The 18,767-nt window shown below is 60.1% G+C and carries 20 protein-coding genes; 10 read left to right on the top strand and 10 right to left on the bottom strand.

Going from position 1 to position 18,767, the window contains the following annotated elements:
• Positions 1-42 precede the first annotated feature (42 nt).
• Entirely contained in the window at positions 43-1,671 is a 1,629-nt protein-coding gene (locus tag M729_RS0132940) for a fatty-acid--CoA ligase (RefSeq protein WP_027164122.1), read from the bottom strand.
• A gap of 182 nt (positions 1,672-1,853) precedes the next feature.
• On the opposite strand from M729_RS0132940, the gene M729_RS0132935 reads away from it, so the two are divergent.
• Together M729_RS0132935 and M729_RS0132930 are read left to right on the top strand one after the other, a co-directional pair.
• Positions 1,854-2,210 (top strand): hypothetical protein, encoded by a 357-nt coding sequence (locus tag M729_RS0132935; protein ID WP_013532740.1) that lies wholly within the window; start codon positions 1,854-1,856, stop codon positions 2,208-2,210.
• 144 nt (positions 2,211-2,354) lie between these two features.
• Positions 2,355-2,744: a DUF427 domain-containing protein gene (locus M729_RS0132930; protein WP_013532741.1), complete on the top strand. Its 390-nt coding sequence runs from the start codon at positions 2,355-2,357 to the stop codon at positions 2,742-2,744.
• Positions 2,745-2,783: 39 nt separating this feature from the next.
• Here M729_RS0132930 and M729_RS0132925 read toward each other — a convergent pair whose 3' ends face one another.
• The 3 genes from M729_RS0132925 to ppdK form a co-directional block, all read right to left on the bottom strand.
• Positions 2,784-3,524, bottom strand: coding sequence for a polysaccharide deacetylase family protein (locus tag M729_RS0132925; RefSeq protein WP_013532742.1), 741 nt, complete (start codon positions 3,522-3,524; stop codon positions 2,784-2,786).
• Between the two features lie 167 nt (positions 3,525-3,691).
• Complete coding sequence (locus tag M729_RS0132920) at positions 3,692-4,795, bottom strand: glycosyltransferase family 9 protein (protein WP_027164121.1); 1,104 nt, start codon at positions 4,793-4,795, stop codon at positions 3,692-3,694.
• Positions 4,796-4,913: 118 nt separating this feature from the next.
• Entirely contained in the window at positions 4,914-7,592 is a 2,679-nt protein-coding gene (gene ppdK, locus M729_RS0132915; protein ID WP_027164120.1) for a pyruvate, phosphate dikinase, read from the bottom strand.
• Between the two features lie 449 nt (positions 7,593-8,041).
• On the opposite strand from ppdK, the gene M729_RS1000000138700 reads away from it, so the two are divergent.
• Together M729_RS1000000138700 and M729_RS0132905 are read left to right on the top strand one after the other, a co-directional pair.
• Positions 8,042-8,194 carry a hypothetical protein gene (locus tag M729_RS1000000138700; RefSeq protein WP_156949365.1) on the top strand — a complete coding sequence of 51 codons (153 nt, stop codon included), beginning with the start codon at positions 8,042-8,044 and terminating at the stop codon, positions 8,192-8,194.
• The gene (locus M729_RS0132905; protein ID WP_027164119.1) at positions 8,194-9,219 is read left to right on the top strand and encodes an NAD-dependent epimerase; all 1,026 of its coding nucleotides are present in this window, start codon (positions 8,194-8,196) and stop codon (positions 9,217-9,219) included. The genes M729_RS1000000138700 and M729_RS0132905 overlap by 1 nt, the downstream gene beginning before the upstream one ends.
• 22 nt (positions 9,220-9,241) lie before the next feature.
• Here M729_RS0132905 and M729_RS0132900 read toward each other — a convergent pair whose 3' ends face one another.
• From M729_RS0132900 to M729_RS0132870, 6 genes are all read right to left on the bottom strand, one after another.
• Positions 9,242-9,535, bottom strand: coding sequence for a hypothetical protein (locus M729_RS0132900; protein ID WP_027164118.1), 294 nt, complete (start codon positions 9,533-9,535; stop codon positions 9,242-9,244).
• A 6-nt stretch (positions 9,536-9,541) separates the two neighbouring features.
• Positions 9,542-9,751: a hypothetical protein gene (locus tag M729_RS0132895; RefSeq protein WP_027164117.1), complete on the bottom strand. Its 210-nt coding sequence runs from the start codon at positions 9,749-9,751 to the stop codon at positions 9,542-9,544.
• Positions 9,752-9,762: 11 nt separating this feature from the next.
• Positions 9,763-9,942: a hypothetical protein gene (locus tag M729_RS0132890; protein WP_027164116.1), complete on the bottom strand. Its 180-nt coding sequence runs from the start codon at positions 9,940-9,942 to the stop codon at positions 9,763-9,765.
• 558 nt (positions 9,943-10,500) lie between these two features.
• Entirely contained in the window at positions 10,501-11,211 is a 711-nt protein-coding gene (locus M729_RS0132880; protein WP_027164115.1) for an SOS response-associated peptidase, read from the bottom strand.
• Positions 11,212-11,407: 196 nt separating this feature from the next.
• Positions 11,408-12,187, bottom strand: coding sequence for a thermonuclease family protein (locus M729_RS1000000138180; protein ID WP_245267685.1), 780 nt, complete (start codon positions 12,185-12,187; stop codon positions 11,408-11,410).
• A gap of 49 nt (positions 12,188-12,236) precedes the next feature.
• Positions 12,237-12,662 (bottom strand): calcium-binding protein, encoded by a 426-nt coding sequence (locus M729_RS0132870; RefSeq protein WP_245267684.1) that lies wholly within the window; start codon positions 12,660-12,662, stop codon positions 12,237-12,239.
• 119 nt (positions 12,663-12,781) lie between these two features.
• Between M729_RS0132870 and M729_RS0132865 the strand changes: the two genes are divergently transcribed.
• The 6 genes from M729_RS0132865 (at position 12,782) to rfbC (ending at position 18,754) form a co-directional block, all read left to right on the top strand.
• A complete protein-coding gene (locus M729_RS0132865) occupies positions 12,782-13,834 on the top strand; it encodes a DUF977 family protein (RefSeq protein ID WP_156949364.1) in 1,053 nt (350 codons plus the stop codon).
• Positions 13,835-13,851: 17 nt separating this feature from the next.
• Entirely contained in the window at positions 13,852-14,700 is an 849-nt protein-coding gene (locus M729_RS01000000136370) for a CpsD/CapB family tyrosine-protein kinase (protein WP_348626692.1), read from the top strand.
• 75 nt (positions 14,701-14,775) lie between these two features.
• Positions 14,776-15,846, top strand: a complete 1,071-nt coding sequence (locus M729_RS01000000136365; protein ID WP_245267683.1) for a hypothetical protein — start codon at positions 14,776-14,778, stop codon at positions 15,844-15,846.
• Positions 15,780-17,174: an O-antigen ligase family protein gene (locus M729_RS0132850; RefSeq protein ID WP_245267682.1), complete on the top strand. Its 1,395-nt coding sequence runs from the start codon at positions 15,780-15,782 to the stop codon at positions 17,172-17,174. Before M729_RS01000000136365 ends, M729_RS0132850 begins: the two co-directional genes overlap by 67 nt.
• Positions 17,175-17,317: 143 nt before the next feature.
• Positions 17,318-18,199 carry a glucose-1-phosphate thymidylyltransferase RfbA gene (gene rfbA / locus M729_RS0132845; protein ID WP_027164111.1) on the top strand — a complete coding sequence of 294 codons (882 nt, stop codon included), beginning with the start codon at positions 17,318-17,320 and terminating at the stop codon, positions 18,197-18,199.
• Entirely contained in the window at positions 18,200-18,754 is a 555-nt protein-coding gene (gene rfbC / locus M729_RS0132840) for a dTDP-4-dehydrorhamnose 3,5-epimerase (protein ID WP_013532726.1), read from the top strand. It abuts the gene before it with no gap.
• The last annotated feature ends 13 nt before the right edge of the window (positions 18,755-18,767 follow it).

Raw genomic sequence — 18,767 nt, 5'->3', positions numbered from 1 at the left:
ACCTTTTTGCGATGCCATGAAGCCGAAACATGCGACATCGCGTCAATCCGTCGGCAGGCGATAATCCTTGAACTGCTGGCGCAAGGTGATCTTCTGGATCTTGCCGGTGGCGGTGTGCGGAATTTCACCGACGAAGGCGACATCGTCCGGCATCCACCATTTGGCCACCTTGCCGTCCATGAAGTCGAGAATATCAGCCTTGCTCGGTTCCTTGCCCGGTTTGCGGACGACGACCAGCAGTGGCCGTTCGCCCCATTTCGAATGGTGGACGCCGATGGCTGCCGCCTCAGCGACATCGGGGTGACCGACAGCCAGGTTCTCGAGGTCGATGGTCGAAATCCATTCGCCGCCGGACTTGATGACGTCCTTGGCGCGATCGGTGATCTGCATATAGCCGCCCGCGTCGATGTGGGCGACGTCGCCGGTGTCGAACCAGCCATCCCCGTCGAACTGCTCCACGCCGGCGCCGCCATAATAGGCACGGGCAACGGCCGGCCCACGCACTTTCAGGCGGCCAAATGTCTTGCCGTCCCAGGGTTGCGCATTGTTGTCGTCGTCGGTCACCTTCATTTCGACCCCGAACGGCGGATAGCCCTGTTTCTGCTGGACATCGAGCCGGGCTTCGCCCTCAAGACCAGCATAGTCCGGCTTCAGGGTGCACAGCGTGCCGAGCGGCGACATTTCGGTCATGCCCCAGGCATGGATGACCTGGACATCGTAGTTCTGCTGAAACTTCGTCATGATCGCGCGCGGGCAGGACGAGCCGCCGATGACGACCTTATTGAGATAGGGAAGCTTCTTGCCGGTCTCCTCCAGATGCTGCAGCAGCATCATCCAGACGGTCGGCACGGCCGCACTGAAGGTCACCTTCTCGGTATCGAGCAGTTCATAGATCGAGGCGCCGTCCATCTTGCAGCCGGGCATGACCAGCTTGGCGCCGATCATCGGCCCGCTCTGGCCAAGGCCCCAGGCATTGGCGTGAAACATCGGCACGACAGGCAGGATCGTGTCGCGCGACGACAACCCCATGGCGTCGGGCATGGCGGCGATCATGGCGTGCAGCACGTTCGAACGGTGGCTGTAGACGACGCCCTTGGGATCGCCCGTGGTCCCGGAGGTGTAACACATGCCTGCGGCGGTGCTTTCGTCGAAGGTCTTCCAGGCGAAGTCGCCATCCGCCTCCTCAAGCCACTCTTCATAGGCGACCACATTGGGCAACGTCGTCTGCGGCATGTGTGCCTTGTCGGTCAGCACGATCACCTGTTTCAGCGACTTGACGGCGCCGGCGATCTTCTCGAGCAGCGGCACGAAAGTCAGGTCGACGAAGACTGCCTTGTCCTCGGCATGGTTCATGATCCAGACGATCTGCTCGGGAAACAGCCGCGGATTGAGCGTGTGGTAGATGGCGCCGATGCCCATGATGCCGTACCAGGCCTCGATGTGGCGGGCGGTGTTCCAGGCCAGCGTCGCGATGCGGTCGCCCAACCCATAGCCGTCGCGTTCCAGCCGCTGGGCGACCTTCAGAGCGCGACGATGGATGTCGGCGTAGGTGGTGCGCACGATCGGCCCTTCGATCGAGCGTGACACGATCTCGCGCATGCCATGCTGCCGCTCGGCATTGTCGATGAGCTTATGGCAAAGCAGCGGCCATTCCTGCATCAGTCCCAGCATTCGGTCCTCCCTCACGCTTTTGCGTTGTGCTTTTTGTCCCATTGTGGAGCGAACCGACGGATTGTCCAGCCGCCAATACGGCCGAGCACTGCATCGGGAACAACCGCCACAATCCGGCCATCGTCGGCGTTAAGCTTCGTTAACGGGCAAAGGGGTGCGATTGGCGACTGAAAGAGGTTCGCATGGACGCGCAGCTCGACGACAAGGCTCTCGAGAGTACGCTTGCCGAAAGTCTGGCCGATCTGGTGCCGGACACAAAGACTGTTTCCGAAGATGAATTTGTTGAAGTTGTCGGCGGCGCGCTGGAAGCGGTCGGCGGCACGTTGCTGTTCAAGATGTGCGTCCAGAACCAGGGCGAGGACCAGCACGTCGCAGCCGCGTCAGTCGGCGATGGCGGAAACCGCCAATTCCTGCTGCTCACCTTGCCGACCGGCGGTGGTTCCCTGAAGGTCGAGACCGTATCGAGAAGCAGCAACCCGGTCGCCGGTATCGCTGCCGCCTATGCCGGTCTCATGGACGTGTTCAAGGCCGCTGCCTGACAGCTGACGACAAGTATCAAGGATAGGAGGCGCGATCCGGCAGTGCCGGCCTGGGCAGGTGTTTGCGTGTTGCATGGCGACGGCAGGCCTTGAACAATGCGTTTGCGCGACACATCTCAAAGTCGACGCAAGGAGAGCCGCCGCATGGATCAGATCGCCAACCCCGCACCCGGTTTCCAACGCAACCCGGACAAAATCATCACCATCGAGCCCTATGCCGGCACCGTTACCGTGCGCGCCGGAGACGTGGTCATCGCTTCAACAGCGAAGGCCAAGGTGCTGACCGAAGCTCCCTATCCGGCGGCCTTCTACATTCCGTTCGCCGACATCGATTTCGGCAAGCTTGGCCGCACCGACCACTCGACCCATTGCCCCTACAAGGGCGATGCAAGCTATTGGAGCGTGCTGCCTGCCGGCGAGACCGGCCAGAACGCCATGTGGGCCTATGAACGGCCTTTCGACGAGATGGCTGAAATCGGCAACCACGGCGCATTCTACGCCAGCAAGGTCACGATCGAAGCCAAACCGGACTGAGCCAACGCCGAAGGCATCGGGATACGCTCGGCTGGCCACTCACTCCGTGGTGCCGTTATTGCCGATGCCCTCGGCATCGTCGAGCCGCACAAAGGTCAAGCCCTTGGCCTTGAGCGCCAGCAGCCCCTGCACCACGCCTTCGCCGGCCGCATGGGTCGGCTGGTTGATATGCGAGATAATGACGTCGCCGTCCTTGGCCGCCGCGATGCGCCGCGCGGTTTCCTTGGCGCCGAGCAAGGAGCCGCCGTCGCCGTTTATCGAGAATCCCGCGACCTTGAAGCCAAGCTTGCGGATCATGGCGATTGCCGACGGGCTGTATTCGGCGGTTGCGCCACGAAACCATTTCGGCGCCGGCTCGCCGGTCCCGGCAAGAGCGGCGGCGCCAGATTCGACCTCGGCCAGCACCGCATCCGGGCTGCCGGCGCTGCGGATGCCGTAGATTTTCCGCGGCGTGTCGACCGCCGGGATGTGGTGACCGCCGTGATTTTCCAGTTCGAACAGATCGGGATGCGCCCGCATGATCTCGACGGCGGCGGCGTTCCGCTTCAGCCAGATGCCGGTCACGAAAATGGTGGCGGGGATCTTGTTGTCCACCAGCGCCGAAAGGATCCGGCTGTCGGTCTGTCCGCCGCAGGCATCGAGCGTGAGTGCCACACGGCCGGCGCCGCTCGCCTGCGGCCTGATGTGCAGCGTCGGCTCGACGAGCGGCGCGGCATGGCCGGCGGATGCCATCGCCAACGACATGGCGATCATCCAGAGATTTTTTTGCAGCAGGCGCATCAAACCGATTTCCTGATCCGTCATTTCAAGCAGGCATCCCAAAGACCCGCATGAAGGCGGAAATCAGGATGATGCATAGCAGAAAAGCGCTCCACGCGACAATGTGACCGTTCCTGCGGCGAACGTGTCTTCTACCGCGTCGAGAGTCGTGCATGCGATGCATGATCTCAGATGACGCGTTCCAGCTGCATTTCGGTGCGCGAAAGAACCTCGCGCACCGCGTCGACCACAGGCTTGACCTCCAGGCCCCAGACGCAGCATGCCTTGCTGGGATCCGGCGCGCGGCAAAGGTCCTCGGCCATGCAGGCGCAAGGCATCGGCGGCTGGAGCGAGATGCTGGGCACGCCGACGGGACCCCAGCGCGACGGCTCCGTCAGACCGAACAGCCCGACAACCGGGGTCCCGGTGGCCGCGGCCATGTGCATCGGGCCGCTCTCATTGCCGAGAAACAGCCGGGCCTGTTTCAGCACCGCCAGCAGGCTTTCAAGCGAAAGGTCACCGACGAGATTGACGACCGACGGCGCGGTCCTGGCGACGATGCGTTCGGCGATCTCGCGCTCGTCCGGGCCGCCCACCAGCACGACGTCCAGGCCGGTCTCGCCGGCAATCTCGACGATCGCTGCTGCAAACCGCTCCGGCTGCCAACGTCGCCCCTCGAAGCTTGCACCCGCATGCACGGCGATGAAGGCATTTGGCCGCAGATGGTGCTTATCCAGCAGCGCCAATGCTTTCGCCGTCTCCAATGGCAGCGGCTGAAGGTTCGGAATCACCGTGCGAAGTTCAATGCCGAGCGCTTCGAGCGGCGAGAGGTAGCGGTACAGGAAATGCTCGCCATCAAAGCCGTAGGGCTTGGCAAAGACGTTGGCGGGCTGCCGCTCCAGCATACGCAAAGGTCTTTCGGAAGGATTGTAACCGACACGGGTCTTGGCGTTGACGAGCCCGGTGAGGATGCGCGACGTCTTCGAATCGGTCAGGTCGATGGTCAGGTCGAAGCGGAAGCGGCGCAACGCCCGCACCATGGCATAGAGCTCCTTCCCGCGCTCCAAGGGCGTGCCGCGCATGCGGTCGCGCCTGAATGCGACCACCTCGGAAGCGATACCATGGGCGATCACGAAGCTCTCGAAGCGGGCCTCGCACAGAAAGACGATGCTGGCGCCGGGGAATTCGAGCCGCAGGTTCTTGGCGAGCGCCGAGGCGAGGACGAGATCTCCTATGAACTTGGTTTGAATGACCAGGATCGAGCGGAGCGGCGCGGGAGAAATCTGCAGCATCTGTTTCCGGGAGCAATTTGCGGATGGCCGCAAATTGGGCAGGAACAATGTCGAGATTACGCGACGCCGCCAGCACGTTCGCGTGAATTGTCTTACAAAACGGTAAGCTGGATGGATCCTATCCTCGGCCTGCCTTCGCAACCAGCACCGCTGCCTGCGCTGCCGCCAGCCTGGCGATCGGCACGCGATAGGGCGAACAGGACACGTAGTCGAGGCCGACCTCTTCGCAAAAGCGGATCGAGGCCGGATCGCCGCCATGTTCGCCGCAGATGCCGAGCTTGATGTCTGGCCGCGTCGCCTTGCCCTTTTGCGCGGCCATGCGCACCAGTTCGCCGACGCCCTCGATGTCGAGCGAGACAAACGGGTCCTGATCGATAATGCCCTTCTGGCGGTAGGTTTCCAGGAACGAGGCCGCATCGTCGCGCGAGATGCCAAAGGTCGTCTGGGTCAGGTCGTTGGTGCCGAAGGAGAAGAATTCGGCTGACTCCGCGATGACATGGGCACGGATCGCGGCGCGGGGGAGCTCGATCATTGTGCCAGTGAGATAGTCGATCTTGACGCCGGTTTCCTCCATGACGCTCTTGGCAACCGCATCGATGCGCGCCTTGACGTAGTCGAGCTCCTTCACAAGGCCGACGAGCGGCACCATGATCTCGGGGACCACCAGGGCGCCGGCCTTCCTGCCGGCCTCCACGGCCGCCTCGAAAATGGCCCGCGCCTGCATTTCGGCGATCTCGGGGTAGGAGACGGCCAGGCGGCAGCCGCGATGGCCGAGCATCGGGTTGAATTCGTGCAGCGCCTCGGTGCGCTGCCTGAGCTTGTCCGGCGATACCTTCATGGCGGCGGCGACCTCGGCCACCTCCTCCTCGGTCTTGGGCAGGAATTCGTGCAGCGGCGGATCGAGTAGGCGGATCGTCACCGGCAGGCCGGCCATGATCTCGAACAGTTCGAGGAAGTCCGAGCGCTGCATGGGCAGAAGCTTGGCCAGCGCGGCGCGCCGGTCCTTTTCGGTGTCCGCCAGGATCATCTCGCGCATGGCGACGATGCGGTCGCCGTCGAAGAACATGTGTTCGGTGCGGCAAAGGCCGATGCCCTCGGCGCCGAAGGAGCGCGCCATGCGCGCGTCGAGCGGCGTTTCGGCATTGGTGCGCACCTTCATGCGGCGGACCGCGTCCGCCCACTCCATGATGGCGGCGAAATCGCCGGAAAGTTCGGGTTGCAGCATCGGCACGGCGCCCTTCAGCACCTGGCCATTGCCGCCGTCGATGGTGACGATGTCGCCCTTGCGGAAGGTAGAGCCCATCGCCATCAGCGTGCCGGCCTTGTAGTCGACACGCAGCGAGCCGGCACCCGAGACGCAAGGCTTGCCCATGCCGCGCGCCACCACCGCGGCGTGGCTGGTCATGCCGCCGCGCGTGGTCAGGATGCCTTCCGCCGCATGCATGCCGTGGATGTCTTCGGGGCTGGTTTCGATGCGCACCAGGATCGCCTTGCGGCCCTGCGTCTTCAAGTCCTCAGCATCGCCTGAGGAAAAGACGATCTCGCCGGTAGCGGCACCGGGCGAGGCCGGCAGTCCGATGCCGATGACGTCGCGCGCGGCCTTGGGGTCGATGGTGGGATGCAGCAACTGGTCGAGCGAGGCCGGGTCGATACGGGCAACGGCTTCCTCTTTCGTGATCAGCCTGTCGCGCGCCATCTCGACGGCAATTTTCAGCGCCGCCTTGGCGGTGCGCTTGCCGGAGCGGGTCTGCAGCATCCACAATTTGCCGCGCTCGATGGTGAATTCGAGATCCTGCATGTCGCGGTAGTGCTTCTCCAGACTATCGGAGATGGTGACGAAGGACTGGAACGCGTCAGGCATCAGCTTCTGCAGCGACGGCTTGTCCGAGCCTGCTGCGATACGCGCCGCTTCGGTGATGTTCTGCGGCGTGCGGATGCCGGCAACGACGTCCTCGCCCTGCGCGTTCACCAGGAACTCGCCATAGAGCATCTTTTCGCCGGTCGACGGGTTGCGCGTGAAGGCAACGCCGGTGGCCGAGGTTTCGCCCATATTGCCGAACACCATGGCCTGGACGTTGACCGCCGTGCCCCAGCTTTCGGGAATATCGTGCAGGCGGCGATAGGTGATGGCGCGGTTGTTCATCCAGCTCGAGAACACGGCTGATATCGCGCCCCAGAGCTGCTCGTGCGGATCCTGCGGAAACGGCCTGCCAAGCTCTTCCTCGACTTTGGCCTTGTAGAGCGCGATGACGCCCTGCCATTCGAGCGCCGTCAGTTCGGTGTCGAGCTCGCGCCCGAGCCCGCCCTTCTGGTCCTCCAGGATTTCCTCGAACACTTCGTGGTCGAGACCCATGACGACATCGGAATACATCTGGATGAAGCGGCGGTAGCTGTCATAGGCAAAGCGCGCATCGCCGGAATCGGCGGCCAGCGCCTCGACCGTCTCGTCGTTCAGGCCGAGATTGAGGACGGTGTCCATCATGCCGGGCATCGAGGCGCGAGCGCCGGAACGCACCGACACCAGCAGCAGTTTCGACGGGTCGCCGAACCGACGACCGGTCAGCCGGCCGATGTGATCGAGCGCGACCGCGACATCGGCTTCCAACCCGGCCGGATAAATACGGCCGTTGGCGTAGTAGGCGTTGCAGACCTCCGTGGTGATGGTGAAGCCCGGCGGCACCGGCAGCCCCAGGCTGCACATCTCGGCCAGGTTGGCGCCTTTGCCGCCCAGGAGATTCTTGTCGCTGGCACGGCCCTCCGCCGCACCATCGCCAAAGGTGAAAACCCATTTGGTCATGCATCGCTCTCCGGTTGCAGGAGATTGGAAAGATTGGCGAAACGGAAAGTTCCACCGGTCCGTCCTTGGAGCGATATGATGCTGCAGTGCGAAAGGCAAGGCGTCGGTAAAGCCGCCCGGCCACTACAATCGATTAAGCAAAGCCGCGCCCCAGAATGCGGCGGCTTCGAAACCGATCGGCCCAACTCCCAGGCGACTTGCCAAGGGATCGATCGCCGAAGCCGTGCTGGAAATTACATCGCATTATTGGCCCTACCGTTCGGCGTTGGTGCGTTGCAGACGGTAGCTTTTCAATCGTATCAAACAATGCTGATGATCAAAAGTTCCCGCACTGTTGATCCGAGAAATAGATGCTTGCTGGAGCAGCCGCGCTGTCGTAGCTCTTGGTCGTTGGCAGTCGGAGTCTGGTGATGGGGGTGGCCTTTGAGGAAAATTGCCGGACCTGAGGAATGAAGGACATTGACGGCGTCATCGTGGCCGTTGGCCACAGGCAGTTCCGCGCTCTGGGCGTCGACGGCCTGCAGGCTCTTTGCAAGACCCCCGGCGTCATTTACGACATCAAGGGCCTGTTCCCCAGGCATGTCACGGATGGGCGTTTCTGATGAAAGTTCTGGTCACCGGCGCGGCCGGCTTCATAGGGTATCACGTAGCCAAGCGGCTGCTGGAGCGCGGTGACGAGGTGGTCGGCATCGACAGCGTCAACGACTACTACGATCCGCAGATCAAGGAGGCGAGGCTGCGGCTTCTGGACGAGGCGAGCCGCAAGACCAATGCCGGCTGTCATTTCATCCGCGGCAATCTCGCCGACAAGAGCGTGGTCGACGCCTGCTTTGCCGACCATGCATTCGACCGGGTGATCCATCTCGCCGCCCAGGCCGGGGTTCGCTACAGCCTGGAAAACCCGCATGCCTATGTCGAAAGCAACATCGTCGCCTACACCAACATGCTGGAGGCCTGCCGCAACAAAGCCGTCGCGCACCTGACCTATGCCAGCACCTCCAGCGTCTACGGCGCCAACACCGACATGCCGTTTTCCGAGCATCGGCCGGCCGACCACCCGCTGCAGTTCTACGCCGCGACCAAGCGCGCCAACGAGCTGATGGCGCACAGCTACAGCCATCTGTTCGGGCTGCCGACGACCGGGCTTCGCTTCTTCACCGTCTACGGCCCCTGGGGACGCCCGGACATGGCGCTGTTCCTGTTCACCAGGAACATCCTTGCCGGCGAGCCGATCAAGCTGTTCAACAACGGCAACCACACGCGCGACTTCACCTATGTCGATGACATCGCCGAAGGCGTGATTCGTGCCAGCGACAACCCGGCCACGGGCAATGCCGCCTGGGACTCCAGCCGTCCCGATCCGGCCACGAGCAGCGCCCCCTGGCGCATCTTCAACATCGGCAACAACAACCCGGTGAAGCTGACCGCCTATGTCGAGGCGCTGGAAAACGCGCTTGGCCGGAAAGCCATCGTCGAACTCTTGCCGCTGCAGCCCGGCGACGTGCCCGATACCTTCGCCGACACCTCGGCGCTGGAGCAGGCGGTCGGCTACCGCCCGACGACGACGGTGACCGAGGGCGTCGGGCGGTTCGTCGAGTGGTACAAGGCGTATTTTGCGCGGGGATAGCGGAAGACGCTGGGTTTCATCCTCAGATTTTAAATGGTGTCTCGTTGTCTTCGTCAAGCTCTAGCGGAACAGGCAGATAAGCATTGGCAATTAGCCAATCGCTGACGATCGTTTTGATCAAATCGGACTTGGAAACTTCCATCTCCGCTGCGATTCCAAAAAGCAATTCGTCTGTTCTCGCGCCCAGATTGACGCCGGCGACGTTTCTAAGCATCAGTGCGGCCCTACGAAGTACAATTTGAAGGTCGGCGCGGGATATGTCCGCTATCTGGTCGGCGGCACTCTCCAGTTCTCCTGCAAAGATCAGGCGGCTCATTGAAGGTCACTCCAGCACAGGCGGAGTGGGATCGTACCCGATTGAAACTATCCCCGGATGCCGATGGGCGATGGCGAGTATCTGGGTCTCAAGCTCACAGTTGTAGGCCATGAGCGCCTTCACGGTCTCAAGAGGGCTGTCGTAGCGGGCGATCAGCTTCACCGCTTCAGAGTGCAGTTCGGCTTTGGCTTCGGTGTCGAAGTGCATTGTGCCCATGGTGCTTACTCCTAACGCGTCGCGCGGCGCTGCGGGGTGATTGCATCAAGTCGTTCCTGAAGGTGTCCGTTGAGCACGATCATTTCCTTGAGCGCTTTCATCACATCACCCTTGTGGACTGCAATGAAATCCTCGGCGTGGGCCTGCAGGGCGGCCTCCTGGCGGCTGTTCAGTGTCACAATTCGGTCCATGGCATTACTCCATACGTTGCATGGGCATAGTGAACAAAAAGGGAACATAAATGTCAAGAGTGAATTTACTCGGCGAGGAACTCATTCCTATTTTTGGCTATGCCGGAACAGAGCAGACGACCGCGCCGCCTTGTCCAGACCCTGTGCCGAGCGCATGAGGTTGGTCAGCTAATCCGTGTCCGGTGCATCAACTGCAACATTACACGCCACTATCTCCCTGGGGACCTCGCCAAATTGGTGGGGGACATTCCGTTTTGGGACGTTGACCGGCACATGCGCTGCGAGCGCTGCAAACGCCGCGAGCTTGATGTGGATATCCTGCTGCCAAGCGCATCGGAGGGCATGAAGATACGCGTGAGGCGACTTGTTGAAATCCGCATGGTGCGACGCGTGATCTGGAGGGATGAATAACTGGCGCTAACAGCCCAATATTTCAATCACGTGCCGCCGATTTGCTTAACGCCGCTTACGGCGAAAAAACACCACGACCAAGATTGTAAGAAAGATGGCAATCGCAAGGCCCGGTGCAACGTCCGAGAGTATCCGAAGGCCAGCCATCTAGAATAACGAGCCTTGGGTTGGGGGTACCGGTGCCTGCTCGGGAAACTTGATCTGTGTGGCAGGCTTCTCGACAATCACAAGAGCATCATCCGGCGCCGTGCGTTGTAGCCGCTTCGCTTCCGACCATGGCGCTGTCAGCCACGTCTCTGTTTCCTCTTGCGTCCTCAGGATCACCGGCATGGCCTTTTCATGGATCGGCTTGATGAGGGCATTGGGCGCGGTCGTCATGAAACCGTAAAGCTCGAAATCGCCGGGGCCGTCCTTTACCTTGCGGACCCCATGCCATGGCGTCCAGAGGCCAGCGAAGAAGAACAACGGGCGGTCCTCATTGAGCGCGAACCAATAGTTCCGCTGAATGCCTGTCTCGGGGTCCCTATCGCCGGGAGTTGGGCTGGGCTCTGCGAAGCTTGTTACCGGCACCACACAACGGTTCTCGACGCCGACATACTGCTGCCAATGGCTGTACTGCGGGTTGCGAATGTTGGTAGTGCCGTAGTCAGCCTTGCCCTTGACGCGCTCGGCCGGCGTCGGCATTCCCCACAGGAGATTGGCTAGCTCACGGCCTTCAGGGGCGTTTCGCACCACTGGGCCGGGCTGGTTGGGATAGATGTCAACGGACGGTTCAAGGTTGCCTAGGATGTCCCGCAAAGTCCGGGTCCACTGGCGGACCGCCTCTTGTGACGTGGTGATGTTGTAGAGATTGCACATGCGGTGAATGTGCCTAGCAGCGAACCGATCAGCAAGCCCCAACGAGGACATCCTGTTGCGACTAGCCCCGGTAATAGATCACCGTAGGGGCAAACCAGTGTACCCGCACCGACCGACAAGAGAGAAGAAGGAGGGGTTCCAAACCGGAATTTCTCGACTGTTGGGCCACTGACCAGTCCTCCGTCGTCCTCGGTGTTTAGCATAGCGTTTCGCACGCAATCCCGTCACTGTCGCGATCCAGCCTGCCGCCCCATGAGCAGTTGCTGAGATACCATTGGGCTTCAGCGCAAGAGCCTATCTGAGAGCATTTACGGCGAGGCTCGCACGAATAGCCTTGTGACTGAGCCTGACGGCCTATGATACCGAGAGGCTGATCGGCCGCGGGCTGCGTACCTTCGGCGTGCTCGGCGCGCCACGTCCATGGGTCTTCGAAGAAGCCTTTCCACAAGCCGAGCTTGGCAGCCTTGGCGACAGCTTGTTGGGATGCATAGCTGCCATGGCTGTATTTGGGCCAGTCGAGGGCCAGCCCATTCTTGACGAGCCAGGCCGCGACGTCGGCTCCGTCCGCCCGGTAGCAATTGCCAACGAAGCGTCCGTATTGATCCCAAGTGACAAACTCGCATCGTAAGGGCTTCGATTTAGCCATGAATTTTTCGAGGGAAGCTTTGGCCTGCCATCCACATGAATACCGAAAGTGCTTCGCATCCTCGCACTGTTGATCAAACTCGGGTGCGTCGATGCCGTTGAACCGAACGCGCGTCCCATTGATCTCAATTGTGTCGCCATCAACTGCCGATGCGCGGCCTTGAAGCACTTCCCCGTTGGTTTGCTGACTGTGTGCGGCCGGTTCCTCGACCTGCCGTGTAACGCTCTGGCTCAGATTGCTGGCCTCCGGTCTGATCTCAACGGTGGCCTTTGGATTTGGCGAGGTAATGCCCGGTCTCTGGTGCGGAACGGGATAATAATAGGCGACCAACGCAATGACTGCGAGCCAGCCTAGCCCTCCTTTCCTTGCTCGAGACAACCTATTTTCCCTCGCACCCAATGCCGTCGCGGTCACCATCGAGCCTGTTAGGATCAGAGCCTGTGATCTGCATCCCAGGGGCAACCACTGCATTGTTTCCGCTGCCGCCTGCACAGTCCAAATCAGCGCTACGGGCTCGGGTCGCACCTCGGTATCCGTTGAAGACTGCCACGGCGCGCGCTCCGTCGCCTTCGATACGCGTGTTTTGGCTATTCGGATTGAACGGATCGACGGTTTGCAAAAGCATATTTGAGCGGTCCGCATCGCCGGCAGCGAACGTCACCGAGTCATAATTATTCAAATAGTCGGTAGTGCAGCCTGAGATGAACGCAACAACTATTGCGGTCGAAAACCAACGCCAATTCATGAAGGTATCCCCCGACACCAAACCCATCATGCACCTTTTGAATTTTGTTGTCGAATCCACTCTCCGATCCGTTTGTCTTGTGACTGGGCGTTTCCCATACAAGGCGCCGGGGGTGCTTTATTGGGTAAGGTCGATTCTTGAGCTATTGGGTATTTTTGGGTATATTTTTGGGTATGGCCATGAAGATCGGTTTCCTGCAAATCACGCCTGAAACCCTTGCTTTGGTCTCAGAGATCGACGAATTCAAAGGGGCTTGGCGAGCGCTGGGCGCGCTCGCTCCAGAGCGCCTATTGGCTCTGCGCCGCATTGCGACCATCGAGAGCATCGGCTCTTCTACCCGTATCGAAGGAAGCAGGCTCACTGACGGCGAAGTGGAGCGGCTGCTCGCCAAACTCGACCTCAAGTTCTTTGAATCCCCAGACGAGCAGGAAGTCGCCGGATATGCGCAGGTCATGGAAATGATCTTCACGCATTTCGATGCGATTGATTTGACCGAAAACCACCTGACACAGCTACACCGTGACCTGCTGGCGTTCAGCAACAAGGATGAACGCCATCGCGGTGCATATAAGACGCTCGCCAATAATGTCAGTGCGTTCGATGCCGACGGAAAAGAGATCGGCGTCATCTTCGAAACGGCAATGCCTTTCGATACGCCGAAGCGGATGAAAGAGCTTGTCGAGTGGACACGCGACACACTCAACGAGCAAAGCCTGCACCCTCTGCTTGTCGTCGCAATCTTCACGGTGGTGTTTCTGGAGATACACCCATTCCAGGACGGCAATGGACGGCTGTCGCGCGTTCTGACGACGCTCCTGCTGATGCGCAGCGGATATGTGTATGTGCCTTACTCTTCCCTCGAAAGCGTGATTGAGAACAGCAAGGAAGGCTACTATCTGGCGCTACGCCAGACCCAGAAGACGATCCGCAGCCCGAACCCAAATTGGCAGCCATGGGCTGTGTACTTCCTGCGCGCTCTGCAGCAGCAAAAGCGGAGGTTGGAGAAAAAAATCGAGCGGGAACGCCTTGTGCTCGGCAGGTTGCCCGAACTCTCTCTGCAAATCGTTGAGGCCATCAACGAGCGTGGGCGCATAACCATCAGCGAGATCGTCAACTTGACAGGTGCAAACCGAAACACCGTCAAAAAACACTTGGCCATTCTGGTCGACGCGAACCATCTGGCCCAACATGGAACCGGCAAGGGAACGTGGTACGGCCAAAATAGGCGGTAGAAGGGCGGGCTGGCGTCCTGCCGCTTGTCGATGACCGCGAAGCCAGCATCGCCGATCAAAAATCCGGGCTCTCCGAGGCTTATCGTTCGCTGCGAACATCGCTGCAGTTCTCAGGTGCGGAGGGCGCGCCGCGATCGCTGCTGGTGACCAGTTCGGAACCGTCGGAAGGCAAGTCGACCACGTCGTTCAAGCTTGGCCAGGATTTCGCGGCACTCGGCGCAAGGGTTCTGCTTGTCGACGGCGATCTCCGCAAACCCAACCTGCACCGGCTGTTCGGCCTCGACAATGCGATCGGGTTGAGCAACCTGCTGACAAATACCGTTCGCAAGGACGATCTGCCGGGCATTTTCAGACCGACGAAATATCCCAATGTCACCGTGCTGACGTCCGGAACGATTCCGCCGAATCCGGCCGACCTGCTCTCGTCGCCGAAGATGGCGTTGATCTTGACCAACCTAGGCAAACGCTTCGATCTGGTCATCATTGACGCCCCGCCGGTCGTCGGTCTTTCCGACGCACCAATCCTCAGCCGGCTTGCCGAAGGCACATTGATGGTCGTTTCGACCAATCAGGTCACACGCAAGTCAGCCAAAACGGCACTCAAGCGTCTGCGCTCAGCCGGTGCGAATGTGATCGGAGCGGCGATGTCGAAATTTACGGTCAACAAGTTCGATTACAATTACGCCTATAAATACATGAACTATCAGTACTACGACTATGGCGCGAGTACCCCGAAAATTGAGGGCAAAGTCGATGACGGAGCAGGCCAGCCCGCTCACGCGAAATCTCCGGCGTTCAGGCGTTTGGTTCGTCGCCTCCGTTCTGGTGTTGGCGGTTTCGTCGATGGGGCTAAGTCGGCTTCTTGAGTCGGAAGCGCCGGCTGTTTCACTTGCGCTCGATCCATTGAACATAGATGCCTTGAGGGCGAAATTGCCGGCCGGTTGAGCGAAACAGGCGACGGTGTTGATCTCGACGTCTTGGCAACAAAGGCCAAGGGCGCGCTTCGTTTCAATGTCGCCGATGCCCGGCTCTACAGCCTGATAGGCGAGATTGAGTATCGACAAGGCGAGAAAGACGCGGCTTTTGAACTCTTCGACCAGGCTCGAAAGCTGTCCAAGACTGAAATCCATTCGCTTCAGAGATCGATCGATCGCTCGATCGAGGTGAGCGATCTGTCAAAGGCCGTTGCCGAGATCGACACGTTGCTGCGCCGGTGGCCCGACAGATTTCCAGTCATTGCGGCGGGCTTGCCGGCTATTCTTTCAAACCGGGACGGATATCAGGCTGTCCTGGCAGCCTTAAGGATCGAGGCACCGTGGAGATCCAGTCTTTTCACCGCGCTTGGCAAGGATCCGCGGGGCCTGCGCGTCGCAAATCAACTGTTGCTGGACCTTGCCGGATCGAGTTCACGACCGACGTCGAAGGAATTGTCTGCCGTAATCAACGGGTACATCCGGCAGAAGGAATACGAGGCGGCTTACCGGCTGTTCCTGTTCAGTCTGTCCGATCAGGAGCGGACACTGGCCGGATACATTTTTAACGGCGGCTTTGAACAGATCCTCAGCGGCAAGCCATTCGACTGGCAGGTTCGCGACCGCTCCGGTCTGGAAATTACCTTTGCCGGGGCGCGCGATGCCGGCGAAGGCGATATCGGAGCGACTGTCCGATTTCTGAATACGCCGGTGAAGAACGCCGCGCTCCAGCAATATGTCGAACTGCCTCCCGGCTCCTACAGGATTTCCCTGATCGCTTCCGCGAGAAACCTGAAACTACCCAAGCAGTTGTTCTGGTCCATCAGATGCGCGGATCCGGCGGGCGAAATAGCTCGGTTCGACATTCCGGAAGGCACGTTCGATCGGCGGGAGTTGAGCCTGGATTTCGCGATCGGACCAAGCGCGTGTCCCATGCAATTGTTGCGGCTGGAAACAGCTGCCATCGCTGAGAGTTGGCGATTTCGGTACGTTGGCACGTTGGTCATGCACAAATTGAGCATCGAAAGAGTTTCATCTTGAGAGAGCGGTCAACCCGGCCCACGGAATGGGAAAAATATCTGCTTGGGTCGGTTCTTTTCCTGTCGGTGCTGATTGGCGGCGGCACCGCGAGCGGTCTCTACACCGAAGCACTGATCGAGGTGGCGGCGATCGTCTCGGCCGCGGCCGTCTTTTCAAGGCCGTCGGGGCACGGCATCCCTCGCTCGGCCCTGTGGTTGCTTGCTCTGGGCCTTGTCGTGTTCTGTTTTCAAATCGTGCCGCTGCCAGCCGCCCTGTTGAGAGGATTGCGGCCTGAGGTTCTACTTGCAAATCCGTGGCTGAGCGGTGAAACCGGGCTGCGTTTCGTCAGTGTCGGCGTGGGACGTACGATCGAGTGTCTGTTGTATTTCGTGGCGATGGCTGCATTCTTTCTGAGCGTCACCCGCCTGCGCCCAGATCAGGTCTACGGCCTTCTGCCCTTCTTTTTCATGGGTGTCATCTGTAACGGACTGGCTGCGGCGATCCAGTATTCGCTCTCCGATACGGTTGCCATACAGGGTTTGTTGCCGTTCACGATCAATGCGGGACTGTTTGCCAACCAGAACCATTTTTCAGCTTTGCTCTTCGTCTCCATCCCCTTCGTCGTGTACTACGGCCTGTTTCGCGGGCATCTTCTGTCCGGGTCGCTCGGCTTGATAACGCTGCTGCTGTTGCTTCTTGCCGCCGGTTCGCGCGCCGGTATTCTGATAGGACTGGCGATCACCATAGTATCAGTCGTCTTTCTGTCCGCGCGCTCGAGGCTGGGCGGGTATGGAATACCCGCTGTTTTCATCGGGCTTTCGCTCTACACGATCGGGGCGTGGACGAAAATCGATGCGGAAGTGGTTGACCCGGCCTTTGGACGGGCCGAATTTGCCCGCACGACGATCGCGGGAATTGAAGAGAACTGGGCGACGGGCGTGGGCTTTGGCAGTTTCCCAAAAGTCTACCAGATTTACGAAAAGGGAGAGATGATCTTCAAGCCCTACGTCAATCACGCCCACAATGATTATCTGGAATTGGCACTTGAAGGTGGCGCTCCTGTTGTCTTTCTGGTCGCAGCCTACTCGATATTGCTTTTTGCGTTTTCCGTCACGGCACGGCGAGATCCGCTGCAGAAAATGGCGTTTCTCTCAGTGTCGTTTCTTCTCGTTCATTCCCTGGTCGATTATCCCTTGCGAACGGCGGCGCTGGCGATGACCTTCGCCTATATGAATGGCGTTATCTTTCACAAGGGACTTGCTGAGCGGCTGAGTCAAAGAGGCGAGTCGACCGCCGCCCATGATGACAATCTGCTTGTTCCCGTCAGGCCGGCCTTGGCAAGACGATAGCAATGCGTCGCCCGGAATTGGCCAAGGGTTGGCGCTGGACCGTGGCCCGGTCATTTGCCGAACGCCGAGATTGACAAGCCATTGCATGGAACCTAAGCACGGGCGGCTGGGCCGGGGGGTTCAGGCATGTCGAGGAGAGCTTCTTGAAAGGAATTATCCTTGCTGGAGGCAGTGGAACGCGTCTTTATCCACTAACATTAGCTGTCTCTAAGCAAATTCTGCCAATATACGACAAGCCGATGATCTATTATCCGCTGAGCGTTCTGATGCTCGCGGGTATCCGTGAAATTCTGATCATTTCGACGCCGCGCGACCTGCCGGTTTTTCGCGATCTGCTTGGCGATGGATCGGAGTTCGGCCTCGACCTGTCCTATGCCGAGCAACCGCAGCCCAACGGGCTGGCGGAAGCCTTCATCATCGGCCGCAATTTCATCGGCAAGGACAACGTGTCGATGATCCTCGGCGACAACATCTATTTCGGCGATGGGCTGTCGCAGCTTTGCCGCGACGCTGCCTCGCGCGAAAAGGGCGCTTCGGTGTTCGCCTATCATGTCGAGGATCCCCAGCGTTATGGCGTGGTTTCCTTCGACAAGGCCACGGGAACGGCGCTGACGATCGAGGAAAAGCCGCAGGTGCCGAAATCCAACTGGGCGGTCACCGGTCTCTACTTCTACGACAACGATGTCGTCGACATCGCCCCTTCCATCCGTCCCTCGGCGCGCGGTGAGCTCGAGATCACGGCGGTCAACAATGTCTACCTTGAGCGCGGCCAGTTGCATGTGCATCGGTTGGGGCGCGGCTATGCCTGGCTCGACACCGGCACCCATGACAGCCTGCATGAGGCCTCGTCCTTCGTGCGCACCATCGAGCACCGCCAGGGCATCAAGGTCGCCTGTCCCGAAGAGATCGCCTTTGAACAGGGTTGGCTGACTGTGGACCAGGTTCTGCGTCGCGCCGATCACCTGGGCAAGAACGAATATGCCGCCTATCTGCGCCGGCGTGTCGTCGACCTGTCGGAGGGCTAGGTGCTGGAAGTCAGGCCCCTTGGCATCGATGGCGTGCTGGAAATCGTTCCGAAGCGACATGGCGACGCGCGCGGCTTCTTCGTCGAAACCTACAATGCCGAGCGCTTTTCGCAGGCCGGCATAGACTTGGCTTTCGTGCAGGACAATCATTCTTATTCCGCCGCGGCGGGCGTCTTGCGAGGGCTTCACTATCAGCTTGCGCCGCGCGCCCAGGACAAGCTGCTGCGCGTCATCCGGGGCAGCATTCTCGACGTTGCGGTCGACATTCGCCGCAGCTCCAAAACTTTCGGAAAATGGGTCGCTCTCGAAGTGTCGGCCGAAAAGGGCAACCAGATTCTGGTGCCGAAAGGCTTCGCGCACGGCTTCGTGACGCTCGTGCCCGACACCGAGGTCCTGTATAAGGTGACCGATACCTATTCGCAGGCGCATGACCGGTCGATCCGTTTCGACGATCCCGCCATCGGCATCGAATGGCCGTCATTGACCGGCGGGTTCCAGCTCTCGGACAAGGACCTCAAGGCGCCGCTGCTGGCTGCCGCCGAGGTGTTCGCCTGATGGGTTATTTGAG

It is taken from the genome of Mesorhizobium sp. WSM1293, assembly GCF_000513875.1.
Classification (GTDB): Bacteria; Pseudomonadota; Alphaproteobacteria; order Rhizobiales; family Rhizobiaceae; genus Mesorhizobium; species Mesorhizobium ciceri.
This window is presented reverse-complemented; position numbering and strand designations above follow the sequence as displayed.